Consider the following 23,457-nt stretch of genomic DNA (forward strand, 5'->3'; position numbering starts at 1 on the left):
CATAACGATTAAAAGTAAGCACAACAACATGAATTTCAGCATTGAACAACTTCTCGCGTTCGTTACCGTTTATGACCAACTCTCTTTCAGCAAGGCAGCAGTCAAGCTTAACAAGCACAGAACGACAATCGGGCAGGTTATAACTAACCTTGAAGACCAACTCGCGGTAAGCCTATTTGAAAGGGTTGGACGCTCTGTAAAGCCGACAGAAGATGGTCATCATCTTTACCACTACGCTAAGCAAACGATTGAACAGGCAAGAACATTCGACAAGGTGGCTTTGAGCTTGTCTTATGGCGGGTTGGAAAACATCACCTTTGCTTATTCTGGTGTGATACCTCATCAAATGCTTTTGGATATTCGAAAGAAACTGCGTCGTGATTTCCCGATGATGCGAGTGAACTTTTTAATTCGAAACAAAAAGGATATTAAGAAGGGCCTTCAAAGCGGAGAGTATCACTTTGGACTAGTCAATGTGCATGACAGCCGGGGTATACACAGCTTTGATGCGACTTTTCTAGGTCACATTGAGTTTTCCCCATTCGTTCAAAAAAATGGTGAGTTCTCATCTTTGGCGCAAGAGGATGTACTTTTAGCGTTAAGAAATTCAAAGCAGTTTATCTTGAGATCGTTTATTGAAGAGGGAATGTCAGAAAAAGTAACCATCAGCTCCGATAACGAAGAAGTCGATCAATTGGCGTTAGTTATTAAAATGGTTGAAGCCGGTTTAGGGTGGGCACTGTTACCAAAAACGTTTGCTCATTCTGAATTTTCCCATTACGACATTGAACCTATACAGTCGTCTGAAATGCACCAAGGATTCAAATTCGGTTTTGCGCTTTGGTGCCATCATTCTAAGCAAGTGAAGGATGTAAAATTATCGGTTTTATCTGTTATACAAGAACATGTTGATCGAGTATTGAGTCAATATTAGCAAAGGAAGAATGTAGGTAACTTATTAATAGAGGCTCATTTATATGAGCCTTTTGCGTTTCTGTCATCTCGAAAGCTCTTTAATTTTGTAGGGCGACATCCTCTATATAGGAGTAGGGCAACACCATTATTTGGCCTATTCTATGCCCGTCGATTAAGGACCCCCTTTATTGGCAATAAGTGTTTAATTTCTATGTTTATTGCAAGGAAGCAAACTTTCGGCCGGGTTTCGTCACCCGGTCTTTTTTATGAGGCAAATTTTATGACTCGCTGCGGCGGCATTGTTCTTCTTTCCTGCTTTTTATTTACAACATCTTCTTTCGCATCGTTTTATGATCCTGTTGATGGTCAATTTGATATGGGGCATCACCTTGCGGAAAACGCACATGGCTTTTTGCCTATCCCAATTTTGATTACCGAGCCTGCGGTGGGGTACGGCGGCGGTGTGGCTGGTTTGTTTTTACATGAGACGGATGAGGAAAAGCGACAAAGAAAGCAAGCTGCTCTTTCTGCCATAGATGGTGGTGCGCAGTTAGTACCCTCAGCAATGTCAGTGGTGGGCGCAGTAGGGACAGAGAACGAAACTTGGTTTGTATTTGGTGGCCATAGACGATCTTGGATGAATGATTCCATTCGTTACACAGGAGGCGGCGGCTTTGGTGTTGCGAATTTGGATTTGTACACATCAATCAACTGGGGCCCCATAGATCATGACCTTAGAATAGGCACGTCAACTTCGGTAGCCGTACTTTCACAAAAGGTGCAGTTCCGGATTGGGCATACGCCTTGGATGTTGGGAATAAAGCAGTTATTAGCTAAGTCTGAGATTGAATTTGATAACATGGTTTTAGACCGAATTTTGGGTAACGAATCGGTTACTTCTGGTTTAGGGTTGGAGGCTGAATATGACACAAGAGATAATTTATTTTATCCAACCAAAGGTTACAAATTGTCTGCAGATTACATGGTGTACGACGATGCGATTGGCAGTGATTACAATTACCGAAATTTGAACATAGATGGCGAAGCCTATATCCCAATTACCAATAAATGGACGTTAGGCTTGGCTGCAAATTATCAAAGCTTCGAACAGCAAGACCTGTTTGTATCACCCACAGCGAAACCGTACGTGTCGTTACGCGGGGTGTCATCTTATCGGTACCAAGGAGATGAGATTGAAACAATCCAAGGCCAATTGACGTATAGCATCACTCATCGTTGGAAGGTGTCTGGGTTTTACGGTTCAGGGGTTGCAAAGCAAGATAACGGCATAAGCCACGACAGTACCGTCAATGCCGGAGGTGTCGGCTTTCGATACCAAATCGCGAGACGTTACGGTTTGCACCTTGGGATGGATTATGCGCAAAGCCATGAAGAACGCGCTATCTACTTTAACGTAGGCAGTGGTTTCTAGAACAACGGAATAGGTTAAATTTTTCCAAGAAAAAAGGCGCTAATTAGCGCCTTTTCGTTTTCTATCACTTTCTTACAGTAAGATTACTTCTTACGGCAGAACTCAGCGATTACGTACATTGATTGACCGCCGTTTGTTTTACCAGAAACAAGCTTAGGATCGTCACCAACGCTGATACCACGAATAACAGTACCTTGCTTAATCACTTGGTTAGTACCTTTGATTGGCAGGTCTTTGATTACTGTTACGTCGTCACCTTTCTTAAGTTCAACGCCGTTTACATCAAGAGGCTTGTCATCAGCAGACATGCCGATTTGTGCCCAAACTGATGTTTCTTCTTCAAGGTACATCATGTCTAGCGCGTCCTGAGCCCAGCTTTCTGTGTTCAGACGAGTAAGTTGACGCCATGCCGTTACTTGAACTGGCGCTTCCTGGCTCCACATGCTGTCAGTCAGACAACGCCAGTGGTTGATATCTTTAGGATCGTCAATCTCACCAAGACATTTGTCACATACCATGATGCCGTGATCCACTGTTACGTGGCTGTGTGGCGGCACTGCGTATGCAGTAAGAGAAGAATCAGAACCACATAGTTCACATTTAGATTGGCAGCGTTCTAGCATAGTAGCTTCAGAAGACATAATGGACTCACATTTATTAGGTATTAAATTACGGGGCTATTATCCACTTTATTTACAATAAAGAAAGAGGTCGTACGGTATTCTGTCTTGATTAATTTTAGCTGAGATCAACCATTTGTGTTTTAAAGTTTTATGCAAACGGTCAACTAGGGGACTTGTTCGAACGACAGAGACAAAAATGCCAGCGGTTAGGCTGGCATTTGGTTTAGTGAAAAGCTTAAGTCTTAGTTATTCCAATAAAGCATCCGGTGCTGCTGCATCAAGGCTATCCGATTCTAAGAAATCAGCTACTTGAGCCCTCATTGATAGGGTATGAGTGGCATCAGAAAGGTCTGCTTGCGGTCCGATGATCGTTGAGTGTTTAGCTATTTCGTTATATTGAACAAACACACGATTCCCAGTTGAAGGGCTAGCTTTTGTTGAGTCAGTCAATCCTAACGTCGAATCTAACCCTTCAGAGCCAACAAATGAAGCCGTATATGATAACGGTGCACCATTATCATCATTGCCATTGTTTGGTACCGTTTCATCATTTTGCGACTGGATCAACAACGTTGGATAGCTAGAGCTAATTGATGACTGGTCCTCAGTGTTTGCTATTGAATGTGGATCGACCGTGTCAATAAGGGTTTGAGCGGCGACTTTAAATGCAACTAATTCAGTTTCAATTGCTGCGGCGCTGGTTGGGTTTCCAGTAGCAAAAGCGGTATAGCAATCGCCATCTTCAATGTCAGCTGCAGTACAAGCTGAAGCCACTGAATCCCGATACGTTGCATTTAACTGTTTAGCTAGATTGTGTTTAATTTCGGGGCCAAAGGTTTCCGATGCGAAGAGTAATTCAGCAATGTGCCCACCTGAATTAGCATATACCGCCGAGCTAAATTTATGTGTACCAGCAATTTCAGATGTAGCTACTGACGTAAATCCAGTAATACCGCCCAATGAGTGGCCCATAAATTTAACGGTTGTGTCTTTTACATCAACTCCGGCTAATGGTGTACCAGTAAAGTCATTCCCCACTTTTTCAAGTGCCATACGAAGACCTATTACATCAAGTGCACTTTGACGGATGTTGTCACGCGCAACGGGCAAAGCGCTTAGATTCAAGTAGTACAGAGCATTATCGTTAGTTGAAATAGCACCTCCGGCAAGTGAACGAGACCCATGAATAGGGTGGTCAATTGCAATGACAGCAAGACCTTCAGCCGTTAAGTTTGCCGCAAACGCATACGCATTCTCTTTTACAGAGGTAATACCGTGTTGGTAGATTACAACCCCGGTTATTGGGTCAGTCACAGGAGTAAACAAAAGCACATCAACAGCTTCAAGTGATTTAATTTGTGGTATTGGTGAATACTGAGTGACAATGCGATCACTATCTAGAGCTGTTCCACTTGCGTCCTTTGTGAGTGTTTTTCCCATTAAAGTCGTGACATCAGCTGCGCTAAGGTTTGTTGGGTCTAATCCTAATTTAACCAACTCTCCACCAACGAAAGAACTTGTAGAGTTATCCGTTAGTGCGCTTTTTATAACCGCTAAACTGTCCAATGCTGATGCAAATGGCGTTGTAGAGAACTTAGTTGGATCGGTTTCCAAGAAATATGGGAGTTGAACAGTACCTTTAGTCACGTTTACCGACGTAGTGCTGATACCAGCGTTAGAGTAAAGGATATTTATCCCTCCAATCAAAGTGGCATTTTCTGTTGCATCGTCATCGGCAAGATATTTTTTAAAGTCAGCATCTGCAGCGATTGCTGTAGCAAATGGTGTTGTTGATGAGGAATCTAAACTAAGATTGTAAGCGTTTGTCAGATCGATATTATTTGGGTTTGCGCTGCCATTCCAATAAGTCGAAAGTGGGGCCCCAGCATCAATCATTCCGCCAATCAACGATGCTGTAGAGGCAAGAACATCACCAACAGAAGTTGTAGTAAACCAAGCTGAATACACAATCTTTTCCGCATCAATACCAACAGCGGCAGCTATAGCTTCTTGACCTTTAATTAAAGTTTGCGCACTAGCTAAGTCACCGGTTGAATAAGTTTTAGTGGCTGTTTTGAGAGCCGCATAGCTTTGCGATGTACCTACTGGGTTACCATTTACATCTGTAACGTCATCAGTAACAACAAGCAAATATTCAGACTTCTCATCAAAAGGAGTATTAGGTGTAATTGCTAGGTTTGAGCCTACTTTGTAAACTTTGTATTCAGAGCTAGCAACAGGTGTTGGTACTTGAGCCGCTGTGGATGTGTCTGTTAGCTTTTTAGAAAGCTTCAACAATGTCACTCCGGAAGTAACAACTCCAGGAGTATCACCAAAACCGTCGCCTTCAAACTCGATGTAAATTGGCATGCTGGTCGAAAAACCATCGGCATAATTTAATGCTGCTTTTGGGTTAGAAATGCTATCGTCGCCACCTGTTGGGATCGCTAACGTGCCATCTGTAGAGTCAAATAATAGGTTATTGCTTAAAGGAACTGATGCATTACTACCTTGCAAGAGCATTTTTTGAGTTGTCGCTCTTGCCAAAGACGTTTCTAGATAGGCTTCAAGTTGTTGGTTACTTGTTACCGAACTTTCGGTGTTGTCGCCACAACCTGCTAGCAGGATCGCTGAACATAGTAGAGAGATCTTAAAGTTACGTTTCATGATACGATCCTGATTTAGTTAAAAGTGTAGTTAAGCTGAACTGAAGAAAGGTAAGCGGTACCTTCTGCTTCGAAAGTCCTTTCTTGCTGAGCGCCATTTGTCTCAGTGAACTCACCGTCATCACTTACAACAAGTGCGAATCCTGCATCGACAGTCATATTTTCGCTCCAAACATAAGTGAAGCCAGCGCTATACCACATACGATCACTATCAGGAATGCTTAAAGTTGCTTCACCAGCTTGTTCGTCATAAGCGTAACCAGCTCTTAATGTCCACTTACTGTTTAGTTGGTACGTTGCGCCTAGTGAATATCGATTGTTGTCTTCATATTTTTCAGGTTTGTAGAAGCACTGACCTGCTACACCGTTGTCAGTACAATCTGGACTTGTTGCTTTTAACTCCTTAAAAGTACTCCAATCAGTTTGTTGCCAACCGTAGTGAATTGCCCATTGCTCGTTAAGTTGGTGAAATGCTGAAAGCTCCAGAATAGAAGGAAGCTCGATTTGAAGACGACCATCAACCTTGGGAGATGTTGCTCTACCTGAATCGTAGCTGGTAAATTCACCGTTATCGAAATCAAGATCAACAGAAGAGCGGTAAGCGATACTAAAGCGATTGTTTTCGTTCAGCTCATACATCGCGCCAACATTCCAACCATAGGCAAATGTTTCACCGGTCATGCCTATAAGTTTGTCAGATGGATTTCCACCAACAAAGTTAGCGAGCTCGCCTTTATGGCGAGTAAGTTCAGCTTCCGCATACACAAGGTTTAAACCTGCACCAACGCTAAATGATTCATTCACGCGATACGCAATATTTGGATTTAGATTTACAGATAAGAGCGACGTATCACCAGCCATATCACCTGCCGAGATGTCATCAGGGTAATCCGTAGCAACACCATAATTGGTGAACATACCGATACCCCAAGCCCATTTTTCGTTGATTGGGCTGATGTAATATGCGGCTGGCACGACTTGTAATGGAGCAACATCTTTTGAATGCTCGTTAGCGTCAACGTCGTAAACGTTAACCTCTGGATCAACGATAGAAACCGCGCCTGAAAATTGGGCTGTATCAAATAGGGTCATTGCGGCGGGGTTTCTCGCTAGTACACTCGCGTTATCAGCTACTGCACCTTCACCTGAAAAGGCACGACCAAGACCTGAGGCAGAATGCTCAGCAACTTGGAAACCAGCCGCAAGTGAGTTACATGCAAATAGTACTGAAAGTGAAACGAGAGAGCGTTGTATTGTTTTCATCCTTGACCCTCCTAGGGCATCGAATTTCGTTATTATGGTTTGAAAACACACTGAGCATTTTTGGTGTCGAAGCTCTAATGTAAATGGCATGTTAAATTCATGTTTTATATAAAGTCAAAGAAAGAGTTGTTATTTTGTGAGGTTATGTTTTAAAGGGGCGGCACTTTAACATCGATAATATAAGTATAATCAATAATTTATTCGTGGTTGGAGGTGTGACCAGAGTGTTTATGCATCGTTGCGGTATAAATAGTGTTCAATAGCTCAATATGTAACAACTTTGTTTCTGTTTACCACCATTCGCTAAATCGGCATAATATCGACACTCGTTAGAAGTCATTAAATTGGAATTTTAAGTTTGGAATTACTCGCGATAGAGTTTCTTGGTAAACCGCTTCGTTTAGAAGGATCAATGGCAGGGTGGCAACAGTTGTATTGGGATAACACTTTGGTATCTCAATTAGATGCGACCACAGACCAAGAAGACGCCCGAAAACACGAATTTACACTACGCGCTGGCGAAGAAACGTTGCAGTGTCACGTTGAATCGACCGTTCAGTGGCAACCGTTTGAGATGACGTATAAAGCGTCGGTGAATGGGCAAACCATTACCGAAGGCAATCGAAACACCAAAGATATTGAACAACAAACTCCTGTTGTCGCTCCTAAACCAGAGAAGCGTTTTAGCTTAATTGGGTTGGTGTCGCTTGGTATGAAAGCGCTTAAAAGCGCCAAGCTAATCAAGGTCGTACTTGCTTCTGCGAGTTTAGCGGCCTATTCATGGTTGTTTTCAATTCAGTTCGCTTTGGCCTTAATCGCCTGTTTAATGTTCCATGAGTACGGTCATATTAGAGCGATGAAATACTTCGGCATGAAAACCAAAGGGATCTATTTGATACCATTTCTTGGTGGCTTGGCGTTATCCGATGAACAGATTAATACGCGTTGGCAAGATGTGGTTATCTCAATCATGGGGCCATTGTTCGGCCTGATATTGTCGTTAGTATTTATGGTGCTGTATTGGGCGACTGGCGAAATGTTCTTTGCCGGCCTTGCAGTATTTAATGCTCTATTAAACCTGTTCAATCTATTGCCGATTTTGCCTCTCGATGGCGGACATGTTCTTAAAAGTATCAGTTTCTCGATGAACAGTGTGCTGGGCATTGTACTTTGTGTCGCGGCTGCCGTTGCTGGTGTGGTATTGAGTTATCAGTTGAATTTAACCCTGTTTGGTTTCTTATTGATCATGGGCAGTGTTGAAATACTGTTTGAATGGAAAGGACGTCATCACAGTCACTTGTTACCGTTAGACAAATACGGGCAAGTCGTGTCGTTCGTTTGGTATGTAGGTTTAGTGAGCAGTTTGATTGGTGTTATCTGGTATTTTGCATCTACTGGTGATCAGCTATTAAGCCTACCATTACAAATTCTTGGTACTTAACGAGTGAGTTTCTGTTGTTGGAATTATCCAGCTGCTTAGTGCACTTGAACTGTTAGCAAGCAAGAAACTGAAAATGCCCTAACCAATATGGATAGGGCATTTTGTATTTACACCAGCTAGGCGATTCTTACTTAGATTACGCTTTGCAATTTGGTCTTGGTGAACCTGATTGAGGAAGCGTTTTTATCGTTGCTTGTAGATCTTTAATACGCGTACTGTGGGAAGGGTGCGTAGAAAGCAACTCTGGCGGTTGATTACCCCCTGATGCTTTCGCCATGTTTTGCCACAAGTTGACACTTTGGTTTGGATCGAAACCTGCTTGAGCCATATACTCTAAACCAACAACATCGGCTTCAGACTCTTGAGTTCGCCCATACGGTAGAATAACGCCATATTGAACGCCTAACCCTAACGCGGCCATCGTCATACCTTGATACTGTTTGTATTCTGATGCACCTAACGCAACGTTAGTAATAGATAAGCCCGTATTAGCGATTTGAGACTGAGAAAGGCGCTCATTACTGTGGTCCGCTAAAACGTGTGCCACTTCGTGACCGATAACCGTCGCGAGTTGGTCTTGGTTTACTGCAACATTGAGTAACCCTGTGTATACACCGATTTTTCCGCCAGGTAGGGCGAATGCGTTCACTTGATCACTATCAAACACAACAACTTCCCATTCACTAAAACCTTGTTTAGGAATATATTGAGTGATGCTGTTCGCTACGCACTGTACATAAGCGTTAGTTTTGGCATCTTTACTGATGGGTTGTTCTTTCTTCATTTGTTCAAAAGATTGTGCTCCGAGCTGAGACATGTCTTTATCTGAAAAAAGCAGCAATTGGTTTCTGCCTGTCGGAGAAGCGCTACACGCGGTTAGGCCTGCAAGTGTGAGAAGCGAGGCAAACTTCATCCATGACGTCATACAATATCCTCTGTGTATTCGGTTTTTATGCATGTTAACATCAACTTGCGTAATAGCTAAGGGCTGTAAGATAACTAACAGCGGTAATATAGAAAAAAGCTATGCACGCGATAACAAGATCAATAATTAAGGAACCTATATGAGTATTTGGAAAAAGCCCGTTGACCTAGATACCTTCAACGCGACCTCAAAAAATACCTTAATTGAACACCTCAACATTGTTTACACCGAAGTAAATGACAATTCTTTGGTGGCAACCATGCCGGTTTGTCATTTTACGCACCAACCACTGGGTATGCTTCATGGCGGCGCATCGGTTGTGCTAGCAGAAACGCTTGGCTCATTGGCTGCAAACTTCTGCGTACCAGAAGGCTATTATTGCGTTGGGCTCGATATCAATGCGAACCACGTAAGGTCAATGCGTGAAGGGCATGTCATTGGTACTGCTGAGCCTATTCACTTGGGCGTCTCTACTCAAGTATGGCAGATCAATATCACTGATGATCGTCAACGCTTAGTTTGTACCAGCCGTTTAACCATTGCCGTTAAGAAACATAAGCGATAACAGACTAGGCAGTCGTACGCTGGTTTTGTCTTTAGAAGAAGTAATCAGTACTTAGAACAAGCAATCAGTATTTAAAGAAGTAACCCGAGAAGCCCATGGTCATAACGTTTAAAAGTGGAAAAGTCATCGCAACCGCACATGAGCTGGTTGTTCGTTTAGATGGTGAGCATAGAGTCACGCTGCAAGCCCAAGTTGATGCAATTCAACTCATCGGAAAAGGGGCAAATGTCATTTCAGCTAACGGTTCTGAGTGTAAATGGTCGATAAAACTAGACAATGAACAGCAGCTCCGTGAAATCGCCAATGAAATTGGCTGCGATGTGATGTAATCCTATACTGTAAAAGCACTTACCCCTTCAGATTGAATAACATCTTAGGATGTCGTACTCAATAATTCACAATAAAATCGTGTCAGTAATATTGATTTTACGCCATAAAATAGGGAAACTGGATTCAATGTCCTTTGAATAAGTTTTCCTCTTTATGAGCAGCCCAAGACTTCGCGTTCAATTTGAAACCCTGTTTGAATACTTCGATGGTAAAGATTCTGATGTTCAACTCGACGACATCACGGATGTGCTTTGTTGTACCCGTCGTAATGCCCGAATGGTACTCAACAAGCTTGAAGAAGAAGGGTGGGTAGAATGGTTACCTGCAGCAGGTCGAGGAAAGTTATCTCAACTTATCTTTAAACAGAATCGTTGTGATGTCAGCGAGAACTTAGCAAGACGCTACTTGCAGGAAGGAAAAATTGGACAGGCGCTGTCAGTGCTTGATCACAATGCTGCCAAACTCACGCAAGTTATTCAAAACTACTTGGGCGTACAGTATCAAGAAGGCGAACAAGTTATTCGTTTGCCTTATTACCGGCCGCTTTCAATGCTTAACCCAACCAAATCGATGCGTCGTTCAGAGCAACATATCGCTTGTCAGGTATTCAGTGGGTTGACTCGTCTAGATGAGAATGACCAACTTCAACCCGATCTTGCTCATTCATGGCAAAAAATCAGCGATTACCAATGGCGATTCTTCTTGAGACCCGGTGTTCGTTTCCATAACGGGGAACCTCTGTTAACCAATCATGTTGTGGATACACTGCTTGCACTCGAACCTCTCAACATGTTTTCGCATATCAAAGATGTCTCTTCACCTGCAAATTGTGTAGTAGATGTTTTTCTCACACGTCCAGACAAGTATTTTCCCCTCGCACTAACGGAATCGGTCGCTAAAGTCACATTACCGATCACTTTACGTGGTGAAGATTACGATATTCGACCGATTGGAACGGGACCTTATCGCATCGAAAAGAACGACGAGAAACAACTCGTGTTAACCGCTTTTAATGGGTACTTTGGTTTTAGACCGTTAATTGATCGCGTTGAAGTTTGGGTGGTGGATGAGGCTTATTCTTCAATGGTTTACCCAAGCCTATCTAAGCCTGTTATGGCCGACCGTGGCGATAGCGATGAAGTAGAACTCGATCCTGGTTGCACGTATTTACTGCTCAATAGAAAGAAGGGTATTGCACAAGATCCCGCATGGGCACAGTTTTTATCTAACGCGTTGAATGCGGCGGATCTGTTTGTTCATATTCCAAAAGAGACTGTTATCGATTTGGGCGTGTTACACGCTTATGGGATAAAACCCGGTTGGTATGACATAAAGTTAAAAGTGCCCGTTTGTCCACCAGCAGATTCGAAGCCTACCATAAGATTAGCGTATCAATGCCAACACCCAATGTTCCCAACGCTTGCAAAGGCGATTGTCACGGTGCTGAAGCAATACAACGTCGATGTTGATCTTTACGGTTACGAAACCGATCCTCCGCACGCCGATGATGTTGATGTTTGGATTAACCCTATGGGCATCGCCAATAACAGAGACGACGCCTTGGCTGGCTGGTTAATGGACTACAGTTTTCTTGATGAATCTAGCCCGGCAGAGGACTTCGACCAATGGTGTCACATGATTGACCGTTGGCGTTCTGGTGAATTCGAGCAATTCCCAGCACGACAGTTAGGTAAACAACTGGTCCAAAGCAATCAATTGATCCCGATGTTCCATTGCTGGTTAGGCGTTAATAAAGATCAATGTGGTACGTTGCAAAACGCGAAATGTAATGCATTAGGTTGGTTCGACTTTAGCCAAGTTTGGGTGAAGCCTGACATTGATTGAAATCCAAGAAAACTCAGTTAGGACCAAATAACTCATTTAGGAAAAAACGATGCAAACTCTGATGGTTACATTTATTACGCTGGTGGCATTTGCTGCTAATTCAGTTTTGTGTCGCTGGGCCTTAATGGATCAAACGATTGATCCTTTGAGCTTTTCGATCGTTCGCATCTTATCTGGTGCGCTTACGCTTCTGATTTTATTAACGTTATCTTCCCAATCTAAGTCTAAACGTGAGTTAACAAACAACACATCGCTATACACAAGGTTAAAATCACAGTTTCAATTCACGTCAATACTGTCACTGCTCGTGTATATGTTTGGTTTCTCGTTTGCTTACTTAGAGCTCGGCGCAGGTCTTGGTGCTCTGGTGTTGTTTGTCGCAGTGCAATTTACGATGATTGCCGTGCACCTGTTTTCTGGAAACAGAATGTCGCTCATTGAGTGGGGCGGGTGTTTGTTATCTGTGGCAGGGCTTGTTTATTTGTTAATGCCAACGGAATCGACTCAAGCACCCGACTTAGTTTCTATTATCTTGATGTCTCTGGCCGGAATTGGGTGGGGCATTTACACATTGGCAGGAAAGAAATCGTCAAACGCACTGCAATCGACCACCGCTAACTTTGGATTCAGCTCGCTAGTTATCCTTGTGGCATTGAGCTTATTAGTTTTAATACCTAATGCATTAACGCAAGTGTCTATCACTGAGCAAGGTTTGATTTACGCGGTTATATCGGGCTCTGTGGCTTCTGGTATCGGTTATAGTTTGTGGTATTACGTGGTGAAAAAGCTGAATACCGTGGTGGCGTCTATTGCACAGCTTTCTGTTCCAGTTATCGCGACACTTGGTGGCGTATTACTGTTATCTGAACCTGTCACTATGCAATTTATAGTCTCATCAACCGTTATACTTCTTGGGATAAGCTTGGTTCTTGTCGCACCTAAACTTAAGAAATAAAGAGTTCAATCATTAACTTCTATGGCTAAACCAAACAAGAAACAACCGACCAAGACGGTTCAGATTTTTTGTGCCAAATGCAAAACGCAGCTTTTTAAGTATCGGAAAGGTGGCAAAGGTGCACTCGTGAAATGTTTTAAGGAGCGTATCGTTGAAGATTTCACGACAAAACCATGTGTGTGCCCTGAATGCGGGATTGAATTTGCGCGAGACACTTTGGTTCGAGGTACGCCAGCCTACAAGTTTGTTGGTGGCAAGGTAACGATGAAATAACCCGTCACGATGAAACGACCAATCATTATAAACGAGAAAATAATGTTGAAACTAAAAATGCCACAGCACAGTTTGTGTGTGGCATTTCAACGTTGCTTTTGATACTCAGAGTAAAGAATTGAGCTCAGTAAGCTCTGACACGCCATTGAAGCTTAAGAAGTAATAGCGAGACAATTGCGCCCGTGGTGTCACACAGCATATCTTTTTGTGCATCCCAAATATCACCTTGTGAGCCAAGGAACGCGATACCTTCATCACCACCTGCAATCTCCGCGTACCACCACTCGATAATTTCATAACCTGCAGCCACACTCATGATCGCAAATAGCGCAAAGAAACATGCCAGCACCGGTTGAGCCAGTTTTTTACGAATCAAGTACTCAGCGAGTGGGTAAGCATAAAGGCCAATTGAGAAATGCGCGACACGATCAAAGTTATTACGCTCAGAACCTATCATGTTGTTGAACCAATCAAATGGCACTTCTGCGAAGGTATATTTTGCGGCTATCGTATGCAAAATCAGCCAGATAAACATCAAAACGTAAGCTGTCTTAGTGAAGGTGAGCTTTGTTGATAACCACCAAATACCCACCAATATCGCGAGCGCTGGGACAATTTCGGCAATCCACACCGCTCTTGAAGAGGGAGCGAACGCTGAAAATAGAAACACAATCAGATACAGCGTCGTCAATGACAGTAATGGTCTATTTTGAGCAAGTGGCGTAATTGTCATCATCAGATCCTGTATTAGTTTCATGTATAGTTACACAATAATGAACAGTGTTTAATTGTGCTCTAATCACCATATTTGTTGAAAACCGGCGTTATCGCCCAGTATCTAGACAAACGGTTGCGAGAGTTTCACAAAAGTTTGATTTACAACAAAGCGATCCTTAAAATCGCTCTATTACTACATAACAAGAAAGAAAGTCATGAAACTGGAAACTGTCGATTACCTTGCTGACGACGCAGCAGAACAATTTGTTCGCTCTCTACGTGAAACTGGTTTTGGTGTTCTTAAGAACCACCCAATCCCGAAAGAGCTTGTTGAGTCAATTTACGAAAACTGGTACCAATTCTTCATCTCTGAAGAGAAAGAGAACTTCCACTTTAATGTTGAAACACAAGATGGATATTTTCCACCTTCAGTGTCTGAAGTTGCTAAAGGCCACACTGTAAAAGACATCAAAGAGTACTTTCACGTATACCCTTGGGGCCAAATCCCTGAACAGCTGAAAGAACAGATTCTAGATTACTACCAACGTGCGAATGCTTTTGCTCAAGAGCTGCTAGGTTGGGTTGAAGCTCATGCTCCTAAAGAAGTACAAGAGAAATTCTCTATTGCGTTATCAGAAATGATCAACGGCAGTGAACAGACTCTGCTTCGTGTTCTTCACTACCCACCAATGCAAGGTGATGAAGAGCCAGGTGCAATCCGCGCTGCGGCACACGAAGACATCAACTTACTGACGGTTCTTCCTGCTGCAAGCGAGCCGGGCCTTCAAGTTAAAGCTCAAAATGACGAGTGGCTAGATGTTCCATGTGACTTCGGTAACATGATCATCAACATCGGTGACATGCTTCAAGAAGCATCTGGTGGTTACTTCCCATCGACAACTCACCGTGTAATCAACCCATCAGGTGAACGCCAAGAGAAGTCTCGTATCTCTTTGCCTCTATTCCTTCACCCGAAACCAGAAGTAGTGCTATCTGAAAAGTACACAGCAAACGAATACCTAATGGAACGTCTAAGAGAGCTTGGCGTTATCTAGTCAGTTCAATGCTTCGTCCCTAAAATTGGGATAGATGTGAAAGGTCAGCTAAGTCGCTGACCTTTTTTGTATCCGTACCAAAGAATTGCGGCTTTATTACTAACGGTTGTATTCAACGAAATGGTACTCAGTTTTGACGATAAAAGGTGCCTTTAAGCCAAACGTTAGAAAGTTGTTTGTCCTTAAGCTCGACAAATCTTAGAAAATCGCTTTCAATTAAAGAAGATACGCAACGGATGCGAAACAGGTTACTTATAGTATCCACAGTTCTAGAAATCCATTAATTCAGAGAAGCTAACTGAGTCAACTATGTCGAATTATCAAGATGTGAGAGCAAACTTTCATTGCCATATGGAAAACCCATTGCTTTGGCCGATAATGGAAGTGCTTAAGCAAAAGCCAAGCGGATGGAAAGTACACACATTGGCAGCTCATCTGAACGATCTTGGGTTTGTGCCAGTGTTGGATGCTGTGCCTGAGAAAGAGTTGTTTAAAAAGAACTTCCTTATCATGAATGCGCTTTATCAGCTTCAAGAAACCTTACACCCAGATGGTTGGCTCCAAGTCCAAGCGATGGACATCGAATTGATGAATGGTCGTTATCACGGAAGCAGTCACAGCATCGATCATCAAGACCCACTTCGAGAATACTACATTAATTGGGTTAACTATGAAGCGGATGAAGGTGAAGTCAAAAGGCTGTTGAACGAATTTTGGACTCGGTATAGAAAGTATGTGGGTGGTGATGAACTCGATATGGATCGAAGTCGAGCATTGAACCTGTTTGAGTTACCTTTAGGCGCGACACACCATGAAATTAGAAAACGTTGGCGACAACTGGCATTGAGATGGCATCCGGACAGAGACGAAGGCAACACCGCAAAATTTCAGACGCTCTGTGAAGCATGGCATGTATTAAGAAGCTCATAATCGACAGGCATTTTTAGCTGTCTAATTGCTTAGAACCCTAAAACAGAAAGCCCCACATTGTGAGTGACACAAGTGGGGCTTTGTCGTTATTACGCTATGTTTTGGGTAACTACGTTATGTGCTGTAGCGACTTAAGTTATTGGTGTTAGGAGTGATCTTTGCTCTCACCACTTTTATGTTCAAAGGCATAGTCGAGTACTTTACGGATATAAGGCGCACCAACTTTTGAGCCACCGTTACCGTGTTCAATAACCACAGTTGCGACATATTCAGGGTGTTCATACGGTGCGAAAGCCGTGTAAAGCGCATGGTCAAGCAAGTGTCTAGCGAGTTTCTTCGAGTTGTAGACCTGGTCTTTCGCAAGATCAAAGACTTGTGCAGTTCCTGATTTACCGCCGCTCGTGTATTCAGTTCCCTTAAATGCACGTCTGCCGCTGCCTCGATTACCGTGGTTTACGAGTCGCATCGCATTGATTGGCACATCCCAAATTCTATCCGGTACTTCGGTGATTGAGGGCATTGGCTCCGGTTCGACAAGTTGTTGTGTACTGAAATCTTCACCATGATCTAAGGTGGCTCTTAAGATATGAGGTGGCATCACCTTACCATGATTAACCAATACTGACGTTGCTTTAGCAAGTTGCATAGGTGTCGATGTCCAATAACCTTGGCCAATACCAATCGGAACTGTGTCACCCTGATACCAAGGGGTGCGATAACGCATCATCTTCCATTCTCGAGTCGGCATGTTGGCGGTACTTTCTTCATAGATATCAATGCCTGTCGGTTCACCAAATCCAAATCGGTTCATCCAACTTGAAATTCGGTCAATACCCAAATCGAAAGCGGTTTGATAGAAGAATGAATCTACCGACTCTTCAATGGCTTGAGTGACATCGACAGGTCCGTGACCCCAACGTTTCCAGTCACGCCACGATTTAGAGTTTCGTTTAGAGCCAGGAATTCTCCAAACGCCATGGTCGTTACGGATGGTATCTTCAGAGATGACATGTTCTTGCAGTCCTGCCACAGCCATAAATGGTTTAACGGTTGAGGCAGGAGGATAAACGCCTAGAGTGGTGCGGTTAACCAACGGGTGAGCCGGATCATTCAATAAACGTTGGTAGTTCTTACTCGAAATGCCGTCGACAAATAGGTTAGGGTCGTAACTCGGGCTTGATGCCATCGCCAACACGCTGTTGTCTTTCGGATCGAGAATAACCGCGCTTCCAGTTCGGTGATCAAGTTGCTCAAAGACGTATTTTTGCAGCTCAAGGTCAATATTTAACACGATATCTTTACCAGCTACTGGCGGCACGTACTCAATGGTTCGGACTATTCGCCCACGGCTGTTTACTTCGACTTCTTGATAACCTTTGGTGCCGTGCAGAATATCTTCGTAATAACGTTCAACACCCAGTTTTCCTATGATTGTTGTAGCTTGATAATTCGCTTCTATCCCTTGTTCTTCAAGCTTTCTGAGATCGCTATCATTGATGTGCGCTACGTAACCAAGAACATGGGTAAGCACCTCACCATTCGGGTAAAAACGCTTTAAGCTGGTATCGATAGATAAGCCGGGGAACTGGTACTGGTGCACGGAGAACTTGGCGATCTCTTCCTCCGTTAAGTTCTCTAGAATAGTCACAGATTTAAAACGGCGGGTGTTGTGATAGCGTTTTTTGAAACGAGCGATCTGCTCTGCATCACGGGGGACATATTTGTCTAGCTTGGTGAGCATTGCATCGACATCATCGGTTTGCTCAGGAATCATGGTTAGATCAAAGACAAGCTTGTTCTCTGCAAGCAACACGCCGTTACGGTCGTAAATAAGTCCACGAGTAGGGGCGATAGGTAATACTTTGATTCTGTTGCCATCGGCACGAGTTTGATAGCTTTTAAAATTTTCAACTTGAAGTCGGTATAGATTGCCTACTAAGACAAGAGTGAACATCAAGATCCCACAAAACGCGACGATTACGCGGTTTTTGAATAGGTTCACTTCGATTTTATGGTCACGCATCTTAACGCGTTTATGATTCATTGAAGCCTCAAGGGTCTGTTACATTTGGTTACACTTGTCGAATCGGGACTTTATCTGAATATCACTAGGGTTTTGTAAAAGCTGTGTCATGTTTTGAGGGATCGACAGCATTAGATGGCGGTAAACAGTGCCTTTAATTTTCTCATTACAAAAGATGATAAGTAATTGATGTAAAGATTGGTTTTATGAATTTATAAAGTTCAAGAGTTTTGACGACACTAGAGGTTAGGTCAAAAGAGGTTAGATAAATTTACGGCCCTCAGAATGAGAGCCGTAGAAGGTTAATTTGCTTATTTAGTGGCTTAGAAGCTTTAGTAAATTAGAAGATTAAAACTTCAAAAACCTAGAAGCACAATAAATCCGATATTTAACGAAATCAGTTCGAAGGCTTGAACTGAGATTTACGCATACGGTTCAGAGCAGCCATCACATCTAACGTTCTTGGTTTCGCTAGGTCACCGTAGTTAGGCATGTTAGCGTGCCATTCGTTTTCTAAAATAGCGTTAAACTCTTTAGCAGGGTTGTTTGACCAACCTGGAGTTTGTGCGAATTGGAACCAAGCCCAACCGATCGCATTCACTTCAGACGGTGATTCTAATTGCTCAAGCGCAGAAAGGTCTGCAAACTCTTTACCAAAACGCAGTGACTCTTTGCCTTTAGCATTAACACGGAATTTACCGTCAGTCAGAATGTTCATCAGTGAAGCACGGTTCAATGAACGCGGTACAAACGTTTCTAAAGCAGTTTCACATTCGTTAGTACGCTGAGTAGGGTGCTGAGCAATCACGTCTTTTGCTTTTTCAGTCACATCTACCGCTTGGTAGTCGTGCATTTGAATCACAGTGTTCGCGACATCTAGGTAATCACCAGAGCCACCCATTACAACAATGGTAGAGATATCCATCTCTTCACGAAGCTGACCAATGCGGTCGACAAGTGGTGTGATTGGCTCATCGCCTTTTGACACTAGCGCTTGCATACGCTCGTCACGAATCATGAAGTTAGTCGCTGACGTATCTTCATCGATAAGTAGAGTTTGAACGCCGGCTTCAATCGATTCTTGTAACCAAGCCGCTTGAGACGTAGAACCTGACGCATCTTGTGTGCTGAAGTCAGATGTGTCTTTCTGCATTGGTAAATGGTTGATGTAGTTTGACAGGTTCAAGCTGTGCACACATCGACCATCTTCAGCGCGGATCTTCATCGTATCAATCGCAGTTACAATGCCTTCGCGACCGTCACCAGGAATATGGTTGTAGATAGAACGTTCAACGGCGTTCAACAGTGTCGATTTACCATGGAAACCACCACCAACGATCAGCGTAATGCCTTTTGGAATGCCTAGGCCGGTCACGTCACCTTGGTTTGGAGTATTTAACGTAACACTCAATGATTCTGGAGCCGCGAAAGGTACCGCGTCTTTCATTGGAAGGTCGCAGTTACCCGCGATACGAGGTAACACACTGCCGTTTGCAACGAAAGCGGCTAGGTTGTTTTCATCCAATTGAGCACGCAGCGCTTCTTGGTCTTCAATCGTTTCACAATGTTTGATCATTGCATCGATGTTTAACTCACGCTCAAGCGTCGCGCGACGAATAAACTTCGGTAAGTAGAAAGTGATGATGTTGTTCGCTTTCTTAGCAAGAATGCTACGACCATCAGCTGGTAAATTAATACGGAAACGAATTTCGATGCCGTGGTCTGTGAATACAACAGCTGTGTTGTCTAATACGGTTTGACCCGTCAGCGCGATAGAAACGGTCGACTCTTGTTTCGCGAACTCAGAGAAGCTACGTGCGATAAAGTCACGAGCGGCTACTTGGTATTCGTAAGATTTTTCTTTCAGCCAATCTAACCCGGTCAAAGACCACGCGCGCGTTGCACGAAAACGAGAAGCTGACGCGTATGGGTCACCTTGGATGTGGTCGATGTGTAATTCAAAATCAGCAAAGTCGTATTGACCTTTAATTTGTTGATATGCACGGTAGTTTTGTTTTTCGAGCTTTTTAAGCTTTGCAGTCAACTGATCCATAACGAGGAATGCCTATATAAGGGGAAAGATAAAAACAGAAAGGCGGCGATTATAAAAATCACCACCTTTAGAGTAAAGAGAAAGTAGGCCTAAATCCAAAACTAACTGCTCTTTTTCGCTTTAAGCGTAACGAGTTGTCCCCAAATAGTTTTGATTGATTAAGCTGTGTTCGAATTCTTGGCTCGGCATTGGTCTTCCGTAAAGGTAACCTTGGCCCACATCGCAGCCTTCGTTAATAATAAATTGCTCCTGAACCTCCGTTTCTATGCCTTCAATCGTCACTTTTAAGTCGAGCTTTTTGGCAATTTGGACAATAGAACGAACAATTTCCGAGTCTTCGTGTGAGTTGAGCATTTGGTCGATAAAGCTCTTATCAATCTTAATGGTGTCGAATGGGAACTTCTTCAGATAACTGAAGGAGGCGTAGCCCGTACCGAAGTCATCTAGTGACAATGTAACGCCAATATCGTGCAAAGATCCCAAGGTATTCTTGGCAACCACTTCATCTGCTATCAGTCCACTCTCCGTAACTTCAAGTTCTAAGAAACGAGGCTCTAAATGATAGGTTTCGAGTAGGTGAACCACTTGTTCCGCAAAGTGTACGTTCTTGAGTTGAATTGCAGACACATTCACAGCCATCTTGAAATCTTCAACGTATTCGGACCACTCTTTGGCTTTTTCAATCGCATTGCGTAAAACAAAGCTGCCCACTTCGAAAATCAAACCGTTTTGTTCAGCCATGTGGATCAGGGTTTCGTTAGAGATATCACCCAAAACAGGATGTCGCCAACGAAGCAAAGCTTCAGCACCGACCCAGCGATGCGTCAACGGGCTAACTTTGGGTTGAAAGTAGAGCATAAGGTCATCATTACGAACGGCTTGAAGCAAATAGCCTTCGATCTTATTAATGTGAGTTTGTTCTTCGGTATGGGATTGAGAGTAGTAAGCGAACTTTTGTCCTGAATCTTTGCAGGCTAACATCGCTTCAGAAGATTTCTGCAGAATACTTTCCGCGTCATCTTCGTCGTTCGTAATTGCAATCCCAATAAACGCGTGCAAATGCACTTTGTCACTTTCGATGTCGAATTCTGAATGACCAACTTTAACGAGCGTCTGGCAAAGTTCTTCAAGGCGATGGTGTAAATCTTTAACGCTAAACGCCAATACGAGGTCAACCGAAGTAGGGCGTGCAGTTAATACATCGATATCAGAAATACAGTCGATGCGTTTTCGGTATTCAACAAGCACTTGGTCTAACGCGTTATAGCCGTAGCGTGCTTGTATGCGTCTACCGTTGGTAAAACCAATATGAACGACTGCAAATGAGCTGTCTGTCAGCCTTCTCTGTGACAGTAGCTTGTGGTTTAAGCGAGATTCAAATGCGTTTCGGTTTAAAAAGCCGGTGCCGAGGTCGTGATTCTTTTGGAAGTTAATCTTCTGTTCAGCCGCTTTTCGTTTATCAATTTCTTGATTCAACGAGTAATTAAGGCTCGCGAGATCTTTAGTGCGATTGTAAACGCGGTTTTTTAGGTCGCGATTCATTTGGGTAAGCTTGGCGTGTTGGAATAGGGTTTTAAGCTGAGACTCTATCGAGGTGCGAAAGCTCTGTAAAAGCTTGATATAGGTGGGGGTGTAGTGGTTTTCTTTCGAGTCTAAAATGCAGATAGTGCCAAATAATTCACCATTCGGCCAAAGCAGCGGAATGCCACAATAAGAGATTAAGCCAAGCTTCGTGTCGGGGTTGTTTTCCCAATCAACATCGGCAAGCGCATTGGGTACCACAAGTTGCTGCTGGGAATCCATCACCGTCTCACAGTAAAGCCCATTGCCTAGGGTTTCAGAATCACCTTTGTTGTAAGGGTTATTTTCATTTCGGCTGGTCGAGAATACTTCAATATAATTGGCGTGAACACGCATGATCAGTGCGGCGGGCACTTGAGTGATTTGAGCCAAGAGGTCGACAATACTTTGCCAACCAGACACCATATCGTCTGGGATATCTAAGTCTACTGTTTTTATCTTCTTCATATGACTCCGAGTCAATTATGCTAAATGCATCAACACATCCTGTGTTAATTATGATGAACCAAAGAAAACTATGAACCTTACGTTTAATAAGTATAAGAAATGTTGCACGAAAAAACCTCCGCAATTATGCAGAGGTTTTCAAATGTGAATCCGGGTCTCAGTAATGAGATAATTTCAGATTAAGGCTTTAACTTTATAAAATCTTCTGTATTAAGTTTCTGGCTATAATCTACCGATGGTTGAGCAAACCCATTTAATTGCAGAAATTCCTCTTTAAACCCTTGGTAATCACCTAAAGTTTGGAAGTTGTTTTCATCCATCTTTTCTAGTAGTTCAGTTACGTGCGCTTGGGTTTCTGGATCTAATTCCCAATCATCCATACGGATCAATCGCTCACCATCAAGTGGTACTTTTGATTGACCATAGAGTTTACTGCTAAATAGACGCTGCATTTGTTGGATACAACCTTCGTGGGTCTCTTTCTCTTTCATCACTTTATACAAAGCAAGTAAGTAAGGGCTGAGTCCCGGGATGAAAACGCTCGCTTTAGTGACTAGTGCTTTACAGACAGTCGCGTAAGCGTTGCCATCAAAGTTAGCTAATTCTAGATTAAGAGCGTGGCTGGTTTGGTGAAGGTCGATCTTAGCGCGTCCCAATGTACCGTCTAAATAAATAGGGTGTGTGACTTCTGGACCCACATAAGAAAACGCGATCGTCTTACAACCCGGAGCAATAGATTCAGCGTTGATGAGCTCATCTATCCATTGTTCCCAATCTTCGCCGCCCATCACTTTGAGCGTGCTTTCGGCTTCTTCTTCCGTCGCGGCATCAAGTGTGTTGGTCACCCAGTTATCGTGTTCCAGAGAAATGGTTGCGCCAGTTACGCTTTCACCAATAGGTTTGATAGCAGAGCGCCAAAACTCATCGGAATCTGGTTTAGGACGAACGCCTGCAGCTAAGCTATAGATAATCAGATCCACTTCACCTTCGAAGTAGGTTTCGATGGCTTCGACAACTTGTGAACGTGTTTCTTGCGAAAATGCGTCGCCAACGATGTTGATAGCAGTGCGCTGCTCTCGTTCGGCTTCTTTCTTGAAGTAGATGTTGTTGTACCAACCGGCACTACCGAGGGATTTTTCGTTGGGACCGCGTTCGAATGAGACGCCGATGGTGTCAGCTTTTGCACCGCCAAAGGTAAGGGCGATACGAGCGGCAAGGCCGAAGCCAGAGGAAGCGCCGATGATCAGTACTCGTTTAGGGCCATCTTTGATTTGCGGCGCACTCTTAACAAATTTGATTTGTTGCTTTACGGCTTCTTGACAGCCAATAGGGTGAGCGCTTTTAGCTACCACACCCTTGATAACAGGTTCGATCAGCATAAATAACCTTACAGTTCACGGTGATATGCACTCAGGCTA

19 protein-coding genes are annotated in these 23,457 nt (G+C 43.4%); 10 read left to right on the plus strand and 9 right to left on the minus strand.

The features are described from left to right. Positions 1-28 precede the first annotated feature (28 nt). On the plus strand, positions 29-934 hold the full coding sequence (locus BCU07_RS18585; protein ID WP_102427943.1) for a LysR family transcriptional regulator: 906 nt from the start codon (positions 29-31) through the stop codon (positions 932-934). A gap of 261 nt (positions 935-1,195) precedes the next feature. Further along, complete coding sequence (locus BCU07_RS18590; protein ID WP_048608357.1) at positions 1,196-2,347, plus strand: BamA/TamA family outer membrane protein; 1,152 nt, start codon at positions 1,196-1,198, stop codon at positions 2,345-2,347. Between the two features lie 83 nt (positions 2,348-2,430). Here the strand turns inward: BCU07_RS18590 and BCU07_RS18595 are convergent, their stop codons facing one another. From BCU07_RS18595 to BCU07_RS18605, 3 genes are all read right to left on the minus strand, one after another. Then, a complete protein-coding gene (locus tag BCU07_RS18595) occupies positions 2,431-2,988 on the minus strand; it encodes a PhnA domain-containing protein (RefSeq protein WP_017060062.1) in 558 nt (185 codons plus the stop codon). A 228-nt stretch (positions 2,989-3,216) separates the two neighbouring features. Beyond that, the gene (locus BCU07_RS18600) at positions 3,217-5,637 is read right to left on the minus strand and encodes a VolA/Pla-1 family phospholipase (RefSeq protein WP_102427942.1); all 2,421 of its coding nucleotides are present in this window, start codon (positions 5,635-5,637) and stop codon (positions 3,217-3,219) included. Positions 5,638-5,651: 14 nt separating this feature from the next. Then, positions 5,652-6,899: a porin gene (locus BCU07_RS18605; protein WP_102427941.1), complete on the minus strand. Its 1,248-nt coding sequence runs from the start codon at positions 6,897-6,899 to the stop codon at positions 5,652-5,654. A gap of 358 nt (positions 6,900-7,257) precedes the next feature. Here BCU07_RS18605 and BCU07_RS18610 point away from each other — a divergent pair, with 358 nt between their 5' ends. Beyond that, entirely contained in the window at positions 7,258-8,340 is a 1,083-nt protein-coding gene (locus BCU07_RS18610) for a site-2 protease family protein (RefSeq protein ID WP_102427940.1), read from the plus strand. A gap of 136 nt (positions 8,341-8,476) precedes the next feature. On the opposite strand, the gene BCU07_RS18615 is transcribed toward BCU07_RS18610, so the two are convergent. Next, positions 8,477-9,265, minus strand: a complete 789-nt coding sequence (locus BCU07_RS18615; RefSeq protein ID WP_102320824.1) for a M48 family metallopeptidase — start codon at positions 9,263-9,265, stop codon at positions 8,477-8,479. A gap of 139 nt (positions 9,266-9,404) precedes the next feature. On the opposite strand from BCU07_RS18615, the gene BCU07_RS18620 reads away from it, so the two are divergent. The 5 genes from BCU07_RS18620 to BCU07_RS18640 all read left to right on the plus strand — a co-directional run bounded on the left by BCU07_RS18620 (position 9,405) and on the right by BCU07_RS18640 (position 13,233). Further along, a complete protein-coding gene (locus BCU07_RS18620; RefSeq protein WP_017060067.1) occupies positions 9,405-9,830 on the plus strand; it encodes a hotdog fold thioesterase in 426 nt (141 codons plus the stop codon). Between the two features lie 95 nt (positions 9,831-9,925). Further along, positions 9,926-10,159, plus strand: coding sequence for a DUF3389 domain-containing protein (locus BCU07_RS18625; protein WP_050620765.1), 234 nt, complete (start codon positions 9,926-9,928; stop codon positions 10,157-10,159). Positions 10,160-10,313: 154 nt separating this feature from the next. Then, positions 10,314-12,005: an SgrR family transcriptional regulator gene (locus BCU07_RS18630; RefSeq protein WP_102427939.1), complete on the plus strand. Its 1,692-nt coding sequence runs from the start codon at positions 10,314-10,316 to the stop codon at positions 12,003-12,005. Between the two features lie 49 nt (positions 12,006-12,054). Beyond that, positions 12,055-12,960, plus strand: a complete 906-nt coding sequence (locus BCU07_RS18635) for a DMT family transporter (protein WP_102427938.1) — start codon at positions 12,055-12,057, stop codon at positions 12,958-12,960. A gap of 21 nt (positions 12,961-12,981) precedes the next feature. Further along, entirely contained in the window at positions 12,982-13,233 is a 252-nt protein-coding gene (locus BCU07_RS18640) for a hypothetical protein (RefSeq protein ID WP_017060071.1), read from the plus strand. Positions 13,234-13,357: 124 nt separating this feature from the next. On the opposite strand, the gene BCU07_RS18645 is transcribed toward BCU07_RS18640, so the two are convergent. After that, complete coding sequence (locus BCU07_RS18645; RefSeq protein ID WP_102427937.1) at positions 13,358-13,966, minus strand: DUF2238 domain-containing protein; 609 nt, start codon at positions 13,964-13,966, stop codon at positions 13,358-13,360. 199 nt (positions 13,967-14,165) lie between these two features. Between BCU07_RS18645 and BCU07_RS18650 the strand changes: the two genes are divergently transcribed. Then, the gene (locus BCU07_RS18650) at positions 14,166-15,005 is read left to right on the plus strand and encodes an isopenicillin N synthase family dioxygenase (protein ID WP_017060073.1); all 840 of its coding nucleotides are present in this window, start codon (positions 14,166-14,168) and stop codon (positions 15,003-15,005) included. Positions 15,006-15,314: 309 nt separating this feature from the next. Further along, positions 15,315-15,935, plus strand: a complete 621-nt coding sequence (locus BCU07_RS18655; protein ID WP_029235236.1) for a DNA-J related domain-containing protein — start codon at positions 15,315-15,317, stop codon at positions 15,933-15,935. Between the two features lie 145 nt (positions 15,936-16,080). Here the strand turns inward: BCU07_RS18655 and mrdA are convergent, their stop codons facing one another. The 4 genes from mrdA to fabV form a co-directional block, all read right to left on the minus strand. Continuing rightward, positions 16,081-17,979, minus strand: coding sequence for a penicillin-binding protein 2 (gene mrdA, locus BCU07_RS18660; protein ID WP_017060075.1), 1,899 nt, complete (start codon positions 17,977-17,979; stop codon positions 16,081-16,083). A gap of 376 nt (positions 17,980-18,355) precedes the next feature. Beyond that, positions 18,356-20,011 carry an ABC-ATPase domain-containing protein gene (locus BCU07_RS18665; RefSeq protein WP_017060076.1) on the minus strand — a complete coding sequence of 552 codons (1,656 nt, stop codon included), beginning with the start codon at positions 20,009-20,011 and terminating at the stop codon, positions 18,356-18,358. Positions 20,012-20,131: 120 nt separating this feature from the next. Continuing rightward, positions 20,132-22,039 carry a GGDEF and EAL domain-containing protein gene (locus tag BCU07_RS18670; RefSeq protein ID WP_102427936.1) on the minus strand — a complete coding sequence of 636 codons (1,908 nt, stop codon included), beginning with the start codon at positions 22,037-22,039 and terminating at the stop codon, positions 20,132-20,134. A 179-nt stretch (positions 22,040-22,218) separates the two neighbouring features. Beyond that, complete coding sequence (gene fabV, locus BCU07_RS18675; RefSeq protein WP_102427935.1) at positions 22,219-23,418, minus strand: enoyl-ACP reductase FabV; 1,200 nt, start codon at positions 23,416-23,418, stop codon at positions 22,219-22,221. Positions 23,419-23,457 lie beyond the last annotated feature (39 nt).

The organism is Vibrio sp. 10N.261.54.E10 (assembly GCF_002877735.2).
GTDB classification, from domain to species: Bacteria; Pseudomonadota; Gammaproteobacteria; order Enterobacterales; family Vibrionaceae; genus Vibrio; species Vibrio crassostreae_C.

Coding starts and splice junctions, on each gene's coding strand:
- BCU07_RS18585 (WP_102427943.1), top strand. CDS start 29: ATGAATTTCAGCATTGAACAACTTCTCGCGTTCGTTACCGTTTATGAC.
- BCU07_RS18590 (WP_048608357.1), top strand. CDS start 1,196: ATGACTCGCTGCGGCGGCATTGTTCTTCTTTCCTGCTTTTTATTTACA.
- BCU07_RS18595 (WP_017060062.1), bottom strand. CDS start 2,988: ATGTCTTCTGAAGCTACTATGCTAGAACGCTGCCAATCTAAATGTGAA.
- BCU07_RS18600 (WP_102427942.1), bottom strand. CDS start 5,637: ATGAAACGTAACTTTAAGATCTCTCTACTATGTTCAGCGATCCTGCTA.
- BCU07_RS18605 (WP_102427941.1), bottom strand. CDS start 6,899: ATGAAAACAATACAACGCTCTCTCGTTTCACTTTCAGTACTATTTGCA.
- BCU07_RS18615 (WP_102320824.1), bottom strand. CDS start 9,265: ATGACGTCATGGATGAAGTTTGCCTCGCTTCTCACACTTGCAGGCCTA.
- BCU07_RS18620 (WP_017060067.1), top strand. CDS start 9,405: ATGAGTATTTGGAAAAAGCCCGTTGACCTAGATACCTTCAACGCGACC.
- BCU07_RS18625 (WP_050620765.1), top strand. CDS start 9,926: ATGGTCATAACGTTTAAAAGTGGAAAAGTCATCGCAACCGCACATGAG.
- BCU07_RS18630 (WP_102427939.1), top strand. CDS start 10,314: ATGAGCAGCCCAAGACTTCGCGTTCAATTTGAAACCCTGTTTGAATAC.
- BCU07_RS18635 (WP_102427938.1), top strand. CDS start 12,055: ATGCAAACTCTGATGGTTACATTTATTACGCTGGTGGCATTTGCTGCT.
- BCU07_RS18640 (WP_017060071.1), top strand. CDS start 12,982: ATGGCTAAACCAAACAAGAAACAACCGACCAAGACGGTTCAGATTTTT.
- BCU07_RS18645 (WP_102427937.1), bottom strand. CDS start 13,966: ATGACAATTACGCCACTTGCTCAAAATAGACCATTACTGTCATTGACG.
- BCU07_RS18650 (WP_017060073.1), top strand. CDS start 14,166: ATGAAACTGGAAACTGTCGATTACCTTGCTGACGACGCAGCAGAACAA.
- BCU07_RS18655 (WP_029235236.1), top strand. CDS start 15,315: ATGTCGAATTATCAAGATGTGAGAGCAAACTTTCATTGCCATATGGAA.
- mrdA (WP_017060075.1), bottom strand. CDS start 17,979: ATGAATCATAAACGCGTTAAGATGCGTGACCATAAAATCGAAGTGAAC.
- BCU07_RS18665 (WP_017060076.1), bottom strand. CDS start 20,011: ATGGATCAGTTGACTGCAAAGCTTAAAAAGCTCGAAAAACAAAACTAC.
- BCU07_RS18670 (WP_102427936.1), bottom strand. CDS start 22,039: ATGAAGAAGATAAAAACAGTAGACTTAGATATCCCAGACGATATGGTG.
- fabV (WP_102427935.1), bottom strand. CDS start 23,418: ATGCTGATCGAACCTGTTATCAAGGGTGTGGTAGCTAAAAGCGCTCAC.